The sequence below is a fragment of the Citrobacter sp. 172116965 genome, assembly GCF_013458095.1.
Classification (GTDB): Bacteria; Pseudomonadota; Gammaproteobacteria; order Enterobacterales; family Enterobacteriaceae; genus Citrobacter; species Citrobacter braakii.
This window is the reverse complement of the sequence record NZ_CP046673.1, coordinates 2,686,226-2,697,670: the sequence shown is the minus strand read 5'-3', so window position 1 is coordinate 2,697,670 and position 11,445 is coordinate 2,686,226. Positions and strand designations below refer to the sequence as shown.

General features: G+C 50.2%; 13 protein-coding genes and 2 pseudogenes. 6 read left to right on the top strand and 9 right to left on the bottom strand.

Annotation, left to right across the window (positions count from 1 at the left end; all coding sequences use genetic code 11):
• Window positions 1-41: 41 nt before the first annotated feature.
• Window positions 42-878 (top strand): ion transporter, encoded by an 837-nt coding sequence (locus GPJ68_RS13045; RefSeq protein WP_104652185.1) that lies wholly within the window; start codon window positions 42-44, stop codon window positions 876-878.
• A gap of 36 nt (window positions 879-914) precedes the next feature.
• Here the strand turns inward: GPJ68_RS13045 and GPJ68_RS13040 are convergent, their stop codons facing one another.
• On the bottom strand, window positions 915-1,244 hold the full coding sequence (locus GPJ68_RS13040) for an HI1450 family dsDNA-mimic protein (protein WP_003020691.1): 330 nt from the start codon (window positions 1,242-1,244) through the stop codon (window positions 915-917).
• Between the two features lie 34 nt (window positions 1,245-1,278).
• Window positions 1,279-2,739, bottom strand: coding sequence for a cardiolipin synthase (cls, locus tag GPJ68_RS13035; protein ID WP_016156727.1), 1,461 nt, complete (start codon window positions 2,737-2,739; stop codon window positions 1,279-1,281).
• Between the two features lie 142 nt (window positions 2,740-2,881).
• Between cls and GPJ68_RS13030 the strand changes: the two genes are divergently transcribed.
• A complete protein-coding gene (locus GPJ68_RS13030; RefSeq protein ID WP_016153268.1) occupies window positions 2,882-3,055 on the top strand; it encodes a YciY family protein in 174 nt (57 codons plus the stop codon).
• A 51-nt stretch (window positions 3,056-3,106) separates the two neighbouring features.
• Here the strand turns inward: GPJ68_RS13030 and GPJ68_RS13025 are convergent, their stop codons facing one another.
• Window positions 3,107-3,403, bottom strand: coding sequence for a YciI family protein (locus tag GPJ68_RS13025; protein ID WP_003020675.1), 297 nt, complete (start codon window positions 3,401-3,403; stop codon window positions 3,107-3,109).
• A gap of 224 nt (window positions 3,404-3,627) precedes the next feature.
• Between GPJ68_RS13025 and tonB the strand changes: the two genes are divergently transcribed.
• Window positions 3,628-4,344: a TonB system transport protein TonB gene (gene tonB / locus GPJ68_RS13020; RefSeq protein WP_046275300.1), complete on the top strand. Its 717-nt coding sequence runs from the start codon at window positions 3,628-3,630 to the stop codon at window positions 4,342-4,344.
• 75 nt (window positions 4,345-4,419) lie between these two features.
• Here the strand turns inward: tonB and yciA are convergent, their stop codons facing one another.
• The 4 genes and pseudogenes from yciA to GPJ68_RS25205 form a co-directional block, all read right to left on the bottom strand.
• Window positions 4,420-4,821, bottom strand: coding sequence for an acyl-CoA thioester hydrolase YciA (gene yciA / locus GPJ68_RS13015; protein WP_016153266.1), 402 nt, complete (start codon window positions 4,819-4,821; stop codon window positions 4,420-4,422).
• Window positions 4,822-4,986: 165 nt separating this feature from the next.
• Window positions 4,987-5,526 carry a septation protein A gene (locus GPJ68_RS13010; protein WP_019076883.1) on the bottom strand — a complete coding sequence of 180 codons (540 nt, stop codon included), beginning with the start codon at window positions 5,524-5,526 and terminating at the stop codon, window positions 4,987-4,989.
• Window positions 5,527-5,580: 54 nt separating this feature from the next.
• Complete coding sequence (locus GPJ68_RS13005; RefSeq protein WP_016153264.1) at window positions 5,581-6,324, bottom strand: YciC family protein; 744 nt, start codon at window positions 6,322-6,324, stop codon at window positions 5,581-5,583.
• A 28-nt stretch (window positions 6,325-6,352) separates the two neighbouring features.
• Window positions 6,353-6,439, bottom strand: a pseudogene (locus tag GPJ68_RS25205) (YkgJ family cysteine cluster protein); the annotation flags it as partial.
• A gap of 283 nt (window positions 6,440-6,722) precedes the next feature.
• Here GPJ68_RS25205 and ompW point away from each other — a divergent pair.
• From ompW to GPJ68_RS12990, 3 genes and pseudogenes are all read left to right on the top strand, one after another.
• Window positions 6,723-7,361 (top strand): outer membrane protein OmpW, encoded by a 639-nt coding sequence (ompW, locus tag GPJ68_RS13000; protein WP_016153263.1) that lies wholly within the window; start codon window positions 6,723-6,725, stop codon window positions 7,359-7,361.
• Between the two features lie 132 nt (window positions 7,362-7,493).
• Window positions 7,494-7,769 (top strand): hypothetical protein, encoded by a 276-nt coding sequence (locus tag GPJ68_RS12995; RefSeq protein ID WP_016153262.1) that lies wholly within the window; start codon window positions 7,494-7,496, stop codon window positions 7,767-7,769.
• Window positions 7,770-7,954: 185 nt separating this feature from the next.
• Window positions 7,955-9,413, top strand: a pseudogene (locus tag GPJ68_RS12990) (GGDEF domain-containing protein).
• A gap of 32 nt (window positions 9,414-9,445) precedes the next feature.
• On the opposite strand, the gene trpA reads toward GPJ68_RS12990, so the two are convergent.
• On the bottom strand, window positions 9,446-10,252 hold the full coding sequence (gene trpA, locus GPJ68_RS12985; protein WP_104652187.1) for a tryptophan synthase subunit alpha: 807 nt from the start codon (window positions 10,250-10,252) through the stop codon (window positions 9,446-9,448).
• On the bottom strand, window positions 10,252-11,445 hold the full coding sequence (trpB, locus tag GPJ68_RS12980) for a tryptophan synthase subunit beta (protein ID WP_003020645.1): 1,194 nt from the start codon (window positions 11,443-11,445) through the stop codon (window positions 10,252-10,254). Before trpB ends, trpA begins: the two co-directional genes overlap by 1 nt.

Here is an 11,445-nt window from a genome sequence, read left to right as displayed (position 1 = left end):
AGGGCTGACAAAGGTCAGCCCTTCTTTTTGGTGAGGTATATGTGTCAGGTTTAGTCTCTTCTGTCCGCCGCGCGCTCTATCGCAAATTATTCGATTTAAACACCCGTTCAGGGCGTCGCTTTGAAGGTATGTGCGCGCTGTTCGCCTTGCTCAGCGTTATTGTTATCTTCATTGAGTCCGGGGTCGGGACGCAATACCATTTAACCTTTGAGGAATGGCGCATTTTTGTCTGGCTGGAGATCTTTATTACTCTGGTCTTTACCCTCGAATATTTTCTTCGCTTATGCAGCTGGGCCAATCCCGCAAAATATGTGTTTAGCTTCTGGGGGATTATCGATCTGGCCACCATTTTACCGCTGTACGTGATGTGGCTATGGCCTGAAATCAGTCTGAGCTATGTCTTCGCCTGGCGAGCGATGCGTGTCCTGCGCGTCTTGCGTATTCTCAAGCTGCTGCGTTTTATGCCTTCTCTGCGAGTGTTCTGGAATGCGTTAAAAAGCGCCCGTCATCAACTGATGTTGTTCTATTCCTTTATTGCCATTCTGATGGTTGTTTTCGGCGCGATGATGTATCTGATAGAAGGGCCCAAATATGGCTTTTCTACGCTGAATGCGTCTGTGTATTGGGCAATTGTTACGGTCACCACCGTCGGCTACGGTGACATTACACCGCACACGCCGTTGGGACGCATGGTGGCGTCAGTGCTTATCCTGATTGGATACTCTGTGATTGCGATACCGACCGGATTGATAACCACACACATGAGCAGTGCGTTCCAACAGCGAGGATATCAGCGTAGATGCCCACAGTGTCAGCAGGCGCAGCATGAACATAGTGCGCAGTTTTGTAACCGCTGCGGAAGTAAACTGCCGGGATAAAAATGAAAAAAGCTGCGAGAGCAGCTTTTTTGTTTGTTACTCGCGCCAGAGAATATGGCAGAGTTTGTGATCTTTTTCGCGACATAATAAAACGCGCGCAAAAATATCGTTAATCTCGCCGTCTTCTGTATCTGCCAGACCAATCACCACTTCGGCAAAGAAGTCAGGGTTCAGGTCAAAATCAACATGCTCCTGCCAGTCTTCTGCCGGGTCGAATAACTCGGCACCACCGCGCTCTTCAAACTGTAAATTGAACAGAATGATGTCGGCTGGATCCAGGTTGTCCGCAGCCAGTTCGAGAAAAATATCATAAGCCTGCTCAAGCGTTTCGTCTTCAGTCAGGCGATTGTTCAAATCCATATCCATAATGACTACCTGTTTACTGTCTGATGGGCACGTTTTACAGCAACGGACTAAAGAAGTAAAACAGTCGCTCAGCGATCCGCTGCCAGAGTGGTCGTTTTACCCACAAACGGGCATCAAGCAGACGGGAACGCGAAATATAATCATCCTGTACTGCCGCGAGATCGCCACCGAATCCGGCATCATCAATGACCAGCGTGATTTCAAAATTGAGCCACAGACTGCGCATATCCAGGTTAACGGTACCGACCAGGCTCAGCTCGCCATCGACCAGTACGCTCTTGGTGTGCAGTAAGCCACCTTCGAACTGATAGATTTTAACGCCAGCGGCCAGCAGCTCAGTGAAAAAGGCCCGGCTTGCCCAGCCAACCAGCAGGGAATCATTCTTGCGTGGAAGAATAATACTGACGTCAACCCCGCGCTGCGCCGCTGTACAGATCGCGTGCAGCAGATCGTCACTGGGAACGAAGTAGGGCGTGGTCATAATTAAATATTCACGCGCCGAATAAGCCGCGGTTAACAGCGCCTGATGAATCAAATCTTCAGGGAAACCAGGTCCCGAAGCTATAGTGTGAATGGTGTGGCCGCTGGCCTGCTCAAACGGCATGATATTGACGTCTGGCGGCGGGGGCAGAATGCGCTTGCCGGTCTCAATTTCCCAGTCGCAGGAATAGACAATGCCCATAGCGGTGGCTACCGGGCCTTCCATTCTCGCCATCAAATCCACCCATTGCCCGACGCCTGCATCTTGTTTGAAGAAACGGGGATCGACCATGTTCATGCTGCCGGTATAAGCAATATAGTTATCGATCATGATCATTTTGCGGTGCTGACGCAGGTCCATACGTCGTAAAAATACACGCATCAGGTTTACTTTCAGCGCTTCAACAACCTCGATACCCGCGTTACGCATCATCGCCGCCCATGGGCTGCGAAAGAACGCCACGCTACCCGCGGAGTCCAGCATCAGGCGACAGTGAATTCCACGCCTTGCGGCAGCCATTAATGACTCGGCGACCTGATCGGCCATACCGCCCGGTTGCCAGATGTAGAACACCATCTCGATGTTGTGACGCGCCAGTTGAATATCACGGATCAATGCCTGCATCACGTCCTCTGAACTGGTGAGCAACTGCAGTTGATTCCCTTTAACGCCAGCGATTCCCTGACGACGCTCGCACAGCTTAAATAAGGATGACGCGACGCTGCTGTTTTCCTGCGCAAAAATATGCTTACAGGCTTTAAGATCGTTCAGCCACTTGGCCGTTGACGGCCACATTGCCCGGGCGCGTTCGGCGCGACGTTTACCCAGGTGGAGCTCACCGAAGGAAAGATAAGCAATGATCCCTACCAATGGCAGAATATAGATGATCAAAAGCCAGGCCATTGCGGAGGGCACTGCGCGTCGTTTCATTAGAATGCGTAATGTTACGCCAGCAATGAGTACCCAGTAACCCAGAATGACCAGCCAACTCACCACGGTGTAGAAGGTTGTCATAAATTTAAAAATCCTTTTGAAAGCGTATTGTTAAGAGTTTACGCATCAGGATTAATCTGGCAAATAAAAACACGGGAAAACCACTGGTCTGCATTCGGTGTGGCGTTATAATGGCCGCTCAGTGACTGAAAGAGTAGTAAACATGAAGCGTAGTAGAACGGAAGTGGGACGCTGGCGGATGCTGCGTCAGGCTAGCCGCCGTAAAGCACGTTGGCTTGAAGGACAATCGCGCCGTAATATGCGTATCCATACCATCAGAAAGTGTATTCTCAACCATCAACGTAACTCGTTGCTGTTTGCGATCCACAACATCTGATCTCAAAAGGGCACCGCTGTCGGTGCCCAATGTCTGCTTTTCGTTTTGTTTTTAAAATACTTTTTTGTACGGTTTTACTGAAACCTGCGCGTAAACACCTGCCGCCACGTAGGGATCGGCTTCCGCCCATGCCTGCGCGGCTTCTAAAGATTCAAATTCTGCAATCACCGTTGAGCCGGTAAAGCCTGCGGCGCCCGGATCGTTACTGTCAACCGCTGGCATAGGACCCGCCGTGAGCAAACGGCCTTCGTCATGAAGGAGTTGCAGACGAGCCAGATGAGCAGGGCGTACGGAAAGACGTTTTTCGAGAGAGTCTGCGATATCTTGAGCGTAAATAACGTACAGCACGGGTAGAGCTCCTTGAACGGTAAAAGGTCATATTTACGTTATTGGAAAGGCCTGGTAACTGCAACGGAAAGATAACTAATATGTTAAGGCCATACTTTGAAAATGGTTTTTTATCATAAAATCGCGTTTTAAATGCCAGTTAGCTTCACGGTCTTATTGAATATGATTGCTATTTGCATTTAAAATCAGGGCCTGGTTTTTTTACTGAAACGATTATGACTTCAATGACCCTTGATTTACCTCGTCGCTTTCCCTGGCCTACGTTACTTTCTGTCGGCATTCATGGTGCTGTAGTGGCAGGTTTGCTGTATACCTCGGTACATCAGGTTATTGAACTGCCTGCGCCAGCGCAGCCGATCTCCGTTACGATGGTTGCGCCTGCCGATCTTGAACCTCCTCAGGCCGTTCAGCCGCCGCCGGAACCCGTCGTCGAGCCTGAACCGGAGCCAGAACCGATCCCCGAACCGCCAAAAGAAGCGCCGGTAGTGATTGAGAAACCGAAGCCCAAGCCTAAACCGAAGCCAAAACCGGTGAAAAAGGTGGAAGAGCAGCCGAAGCGTGATGTTAAACCAGCAGAGCCGCGTCCGGTATCCCCGTTTGAAAATACGGCGCCTGCTCGTCCAACAACCAGTACCGCTCCGGCAACCACTAAACCGGCGGTGAGCGTACCATCGGGTCCGCGAGCCTTAAGTCGTAATCAGCCTCAATATCCGGCACGTGCACAGGCATTGCGCATTGAAGGCCGTGTGAAAGTCAAATTTGACGTGACCTCGGATGGCCGGGTTGAAAATGTGGAAGTTCTGTCCGCACAGCCTGCAAATATGTTTGAGCGTGAAGTGAAAAATGCGATGCGCAGATGGCGTTATGAAGCCGGTAAGCCAGGTTCCGGGCTGGTGGTGAATATTGTTTTCCGCCTGAACGGCACAACACAGATCGAGTAAGCATCAGGCCGGATTTGGCGTTACGTCGCCAAATCCGGCAGAATGATTGCCGGATGGCGATGCTTGCGCGTGCTATCAGGCCAGGGAGGGAATCGGCCGCGGTTTACCGTCTTTATCAACGGCAACGTAGATAAACAGGGCTTCGGTAGCTTTATAGCGCTGGCCGATAGGTTCTGAAGCGACTTTCTTCACCCAGACTTCAATATTAATGCTGATCGAGGTCGTCCCGCGTTTCACGCAGCGTGCATAGCAACAAACCACATCGCCCACGGCAACCGGGCGCAAAAAGCTCATTCCTTCAACCCGCACCGTTACCACGCGACCATGTGCGATCTCTTTGGCCTGAATAGCGCCACCTATATCCATTTGTGACATCAGCCAGCCGCCAAAAATATCACCGTTTGCGTTGGTATCGGCAGGCATAGCCAGAGTGCGTAAAACCAGTTCGCCCTGGGGAGTGTTATTCGTTGTTGTCATTGTAGAACCGACTATAGAGAAAGATTACAGGCGCGATGCTACTAGAATTTACGCGCTGAGAACAGAGGGGATGCGGCCTGCGCGGCGGAAGTAAGCCAGGTTGATGGCAACAAGGAACGCGAAGGGATAAAAATTCGCCAGATCCGGAGATCTGGCGAGCATTTATTACGATTTATCTTCCTGCGGAAGGTGGCGGTAAATATAGACTCCGCTCAGTAACGTAAATAGTAAAGTCAGGGCGGTCAGGCCGAATACTTTAAAGTTGACCCAAATATTCTGCGGTAGCCAAAACGCGATATAGATATTCGCCAGACCGCACAGGATAAAGAAGACGGCCCAGGCGAAGTTAAGTTTTATCCAAACCGGCTGTGGCAAGCTCAGCTCTTTACCTAACATGCGCTGAATCAGCGGCTTTTTCATTACCCATTGGCTAACCAGCAGCGCACCGGCAAACAGCCCGTAAATCACCGTTACTTTCCACTTAATGAATTCATCATTGTGGAAGAAAATGGTCAGGCCACCGAACACGGCTACCAGAACAAAAGTGATCAATGCCATCTTCTCGACCTTGCGATAGCGGACCCAGCTGTAAATCAAAACCACAGCCGTCGCAACAATCAGCGCCGAGGTCGCCGCGTAGATGTCATAGAGCTTATAAAAAGCAAAAAAGACAACCAGCGGTAAAAAATCAAGAAACTGCTTCATTCTTCGATTCCGTCATCAAAAGCACCGGGTACAAGCCCGGAATGCGTTCAGGGTTTATTGGCGAATTAGCATGTACAGGCGGAACAAATAGATCAGCAATACGGCGGAGATCATATTGCTCAGCGTATTCGCCAATACCGCGCCTACATTTGGCGTAAGTACCGCAAAACTTGGCGCAAAAAGCAACAACAACGTTTTTGCCAACAGCCAACCGATCACTGCTGGTGCAACCAGGCGCATATTCGACCACGCCAGACGCATACTGTTGCGCATCGCGGCAAAGACACCCATTTTGTCCTGTACTAACATCACCGGTGCAAGTGCCAGCAGGATAGCCAGCAGAATACCGGGTACCACCACCAGCATAATACCGATTTGCACCAGCAGAGTAGTCAGAAAAATCAGAATAAACAGCTTCGGCAAAACCGGCGCGCTGGCACCGATGGCGCGTAACGCGCTGACCCGATGACCGGCTGAAATCAGCTGAATCATCAGGATAATGCCTCCGGCGAGGATGGCATTACCAATCAGACCGGAAAACGTCGACGCCGCGGAAGCGCGTAGCAAAATTTGCTGTTGCTCCGGGGTCATGTTTTGCACCAGATCGAACAATCCCACGCTGCTGGTTAACTGATCGCCTTCACTAAGTTGCGCAATTTGTGCGTCGGTGGGAGAAAAGGCATGCCCTAACACCACTGTGATAAACGCGCACAACAACGATACCAGCAAGATGGTAATGAATTGATTACGGAAAAAGTTTCCCGTGTCACGGTAAACGGATTTCGCCGTGATAGACATGCACTCTCCTTGAGTTTTGCAGGTGTTCATTTGTGGGCAATTGTACCCTGGATAACTCTACAGTGGCAGCATCGCGCGGTGTATGGAAAAGCATATCTTTGTAAAGCCCCGGTAATTTTTGACTATGACTTCAGCGTCATGCAAGAACGTTGGTTGTTCTCTGCGCATCACGAACAAATAACCATCGCTATTCTGCAACGGAGGCCAGGTACTTGCGTGGCGAAAATATATCAAAATTGATCTGAATTAGGTTAACCAGGATTTTGAATGCAAGTTCTAACTTAATTTGGATCAATAAATGTTAAATTATCAAAGTCAATGTGATCCAGGTTAGATCACTTATTACTCCAATGTGGGTATATTCGTTCCGCTTTTATAACCATAACGATGGAGCGGACATGAAAAAATTAACAGTTGCAGCAGTGGCTTTAACAACTCTTCTCTCTGGTAACGTATTTGCGCATGAGGCCGGAGAATTCTTTATTCGTGCAGGTTCTGCCACCGTCAGACCGACGGAAGGCGCGGGTGGTACGCTGGGAAGCCTGGGTGGCTTTGATGTCAGCAATAACACGCAGTTGGGTCTGACATTTACCTACATGGCAACCGACAATATCGGTGTTGAATTACTGGCAGCTACGCCGTTCCGCCATAAAATTGGCACTGCCACAACAGGTGATATTGCGACCGTTCACCATTTACCACCAACCTTAATGGCACAGTGGTATTTCGGCGATTCCAGCAGCAAACTGCGTCCTTACGTTGGTGTCGGTGTGAACTACACCACCTTCTTTGACGAAGGCTTTAACAATAACGGCAAAGAAACCGGTTTATCTGACCTGAGCCTGAAAGACTCCTGGGGCGCAGCAGGGCAAGTGGGTATGGACTATCTGATTAACCGCGACTGGCTGATTAACATGTCGGTCTGGTACATGGATATCGACACCACCGCGAGCTATAAACTGGCTGGCGCGCAGCAGCATGACAGCGTCCGCCTCGATCCGTGGGTGTTTATGTTCTCCGCGGGTTATCGCTTCTAAGTCCGTGATTAAAATACGGAAAAGCTGATCGTTCCACGGTCAGCTTTTTTATTACCAGTTTATTTCTTCCTGCCTTTCTCCCCGTCGATGTAATGCTACTCTTTAAGCAAACTGGCTTTGAGGGCATTGACGATGATGTTGACTCGCCACCTGCTACAACAAAAAATCACACTTTTGGAACCATTCACCGGAGATGAAACGGCAGAGTTCGCCGTGAGCGCCGCGCGTGACTTATTGAATTTTATGGATAAAATTGAAGTGCTGGAGAAACGCATTGCGACTCCGGTTAAACTACCTTATTGCAGCGCCAGTCCTGTTTGTGAGATCGAAGCGGGCTATGCCGCAGGCGTGAGCGATTGTCGTGAGGCTATTCGTCGGGCAGGGTATCCGATTGAGGGTGATGATTAGTTTGCATTTATGTTAACAAAAATGTGCTTTTATTGTATAAGTCTGTAACTTTAGCGCACACAACGGCGGGCTTCTAAGGCATCAGCTTAGGGACGGTTAACATTCTCAATCAACATACAGCGCAGCTATGCAATGACAGAAACGGGTAACCGGTTTGGCAATATGTTAACTATCAGGGTGAACTCGTGAAGATTGTGCAGGACAAGCTCAGAAACAGGCAGGCACTGCTGGTATCAGGGCTCATTACGTTGATATTTACGTCGTTGTTTCTGTTTATAATTTATGAGCAGCGGATGGCTGCAGTCAGTGACGGTGTTAACCGCATGCAAGCGCGCATGATGGACATTTTTAACGATAATGAGCTGATCGCCGATGCGATTGGTGAGCGCTATCACCATATTAAATCGGGTGAGCAATGTGGCGATATTTCACAATTTGTTCCCCGCAATGAGATTGAATGGGGAATTAACGCCGACCCAAAGCGTCTGCATTCAGTAACGGGGACAATTATTGCCCAGCAAGCCAGCCACAACGCGCTGTGTATGTATACGGCGGCGGAGTTTATTCGCGGTATGGTTAATGAGCTAAATCCGGGCAGCTTCGATGCACATCGTTATATTATCGCCAAAAATTCAGATTATTTTTACTGGTTTATGGCTTCCGATTCGCGCAACTTCAGTTTCTCAAATTCTGAAATGGCGCGGGATCTCACCAACTTTTTCTATCCGCCGGTCGATTTCTATACCCGACTGTTGCAAAAAAACGTCAAAAACAAAGCCCTTAGTTCAACGAACTTCTATACCGATAAAATTACCGGTGAAAAAGCTTACAGCGTGGTGAGCTATATCTACGATCTGTCTGGCAAAGAGATATCAGACCAAATCGTGGCCTATCTGGTTTATGACCATTCAAAGCCCGAATTGCAGGAAGCGTTGGCTCAAGCATTTGACTACCAGCTCCCACCAGAGCTGAATGTGGAATTGGTAAATTTGACCAACAATGAAAGTCTCTGTTTATCCGGTAAATGTACAGGTCAATCCCGTTTTTTAGTGCGCAATTTTTCGGAGAAATATGCGCTGCACTATTCGCTTTCATTAGGCCGTTTTATGACGCGCGATACCCATGCCGGGATCGTGATCCTGCTGGCGCCGTTCTTTTTCATCATGATTAGTTTCTCGCTAAAATCATGGCTAAACGAAAGCGACCTGAAGGTTTATATAGACACCCTGACCGGTTGCTTTAATCGCCGAATACTCGACATCATCAAGCGCCGAGATTTATCACACTGTTCGGTGGTGCTACTGGACTGCAATAAGTTCAAGGCCGTCAATGATACCTGGGGTCACGCGGCAGGCGATCGTGCGCTGCAAATTGTTATCAAACACCCGCACCAGCCACGATATTGTGATTCGTACCGGCGGGGATGAATTTATGATCCTGCTGTTTCGCTCGCAGGCAACTGATGCCATCGCAATTGCTCAACGTATCAGCGGGCAGGTGACCAGCCATGTGTTTGTAGTGGACGGTCATACCGTGCCATTGTCAATATCGTGGGGGATTGCAGAGGTGAACGGTGAACTGGATGTGGCTATTCAGAATGCAGATAGCGCCATGTATAAAATGAAGCACACGAAAGAAGCGTAAAACCGCCAGAAGTCTCTGGCGGTTGATTTAGCTTACTGCCGGGTGGCGGCTTTCATCGCGCTGACAAAAGCTTTCAGCTCAGTCAGCATCTGTTCCGGTGCCGCAACATTTTTCTCAATGATTTTCACTATTGCCGAGCCGGAAATAGCGCCGGCAGCGCCAGCGTCAATAGCGCCGGTTACCTGCTCAGGCGCAGAGATACCAAACCCCTGTAAAGAAGGCGGAGCATCATATGCTTTCAACTTTTCGACCAGGTGATGCAGCGGTAATGCCGCTCGATTTTCTGCACCGGTCACGCCCGCACGCGAAAGCAAATAGGTATAGCCGCGGCCATGAGAGGCTATCTGGCGCAGCAGTTCTTCATCAGCGTTCGGTGGGCAGATAAAAATTGGCGCAATGTTGTGGCGGAGCGCCGCAGCTCTGAATGGCGCGGACTCCTCAACGGGAACATCGGCCACTAACACGGAATCCACGCCCACTTTTTCACACTGGGCGTAAAACTCGTCAATGCCCTTGCTAAACACCAGGTTGGCATACATCAGCAAGCCAATGGGAATCGTAGGGTGCTTCTGGCGAATCAACGCCAGCATTTCAAAGCATTGCGACGGCGTGACGCCGGCGGCAAACGCACGCAGGGTGGCTTCCTGAATGGTTGGACCGTCAGCCAGCGGATCGGAGAACGGAATACCGAGCTCAAGGGCATCGGCACCGGCTTCAATCAGCGTATCAATGATTTTCAGTGACTGCTCAACAGACGGATCGCCCAGAGTTACGAAGGGGACAAAAGCACCTTCTTTGCGGTCCTTCAGCTGTGCAAACAGGTTTTCGTAACGTTCCATCAGATTTCCCCTCGCGCTTTCAGAATATCGTGTACGGTGAAAATGTCTTTGTCGCCGCGACCGGAGAGATTAACCACCAGTAACTGCTCTTTTTCCGGGTTTTCACGCATCATTTTCAATGCGTGTGCCAGGGCATGGGAGGACTCCAGCGCCGGAATAATCCCCTCGTGCAGACACAGCGTTTTGAAGGCCTCGAGCGCTTCGTCGTCGGTGATCGAAACATAATCGGCGCGACCAATGCTGTTCAGATACGCATGCTGCGGCCCGACAGACGGGAAATCCAGCCCCGCGGAAATAGAGTAAGACTCTTCAATCTGTCCTTCTTCGGTCTGCATCATCGGGGACTTCATGCCGAAGTAAATCCCGACACGACCATGCTTCAACGGTGCGCCATGTTCCCCTGATTCAATCCCATGACCGCCAGGCTCGACGCCAATCAGACCGACGCTGGTTTCATTAATAAAGTCCGCGAACATACCGATGGCGTTAGAACCGCCGCCCACGCAGGCGATAACCGCGTCCGGCAGGCGACCTTCTTTTTCAAGGATCTGCGCTTTAGTTTCCTCGCCGATCATGCGCTGAAATTCACGAACAATGGTCGGGAAGGGATGTGGACCCGCCGCCGTACCGAGCATATAGTGCGCGGTATCGTAGCTGCCAGACCAGTCGCGCAGCGCTTCGTTACAGGCATCTTTCAGCGTTGCAGAACCGCTGTGAACCGGGATAACTTCAGCCCCCATCAGACGCATACGGAAAACGTTTGGCGACTGGCGTTCAACGTCTTTTGCACCCATATAAATACGGCATTTCAGCCCCAGCAGTGCGCTGGCGAGAGCTGATGCAACACCGTGCTGGCCCGCGCCGGTTTCGGCGATGATCTCCGTTTTCCCCATACGTTTCGCCAGCAATGCCTGGCCCAGCACCTGGTTGGTTTTGTGCGCGCCGCCGTGCAGCAAATCTTCACGTTTGAGATATAGCGTAGTGTTGGTGCCTTGAGTAATGTTCTGGCATTTGGTCAGTGCAGTTGGACGACCAGCATAGTTTTTCAGCAGGTCTGTAAACTGCGCCTGAAATTCAGGATCCTTTTGCGCGCTGACAAAAGCTTCTTCCAGCTGGCGCAGGGCAGGCATCAGAATCTGTGGCACATACATACCGCCAAATTCACCAAAATACGGATTGAGTAATGTTGTCAT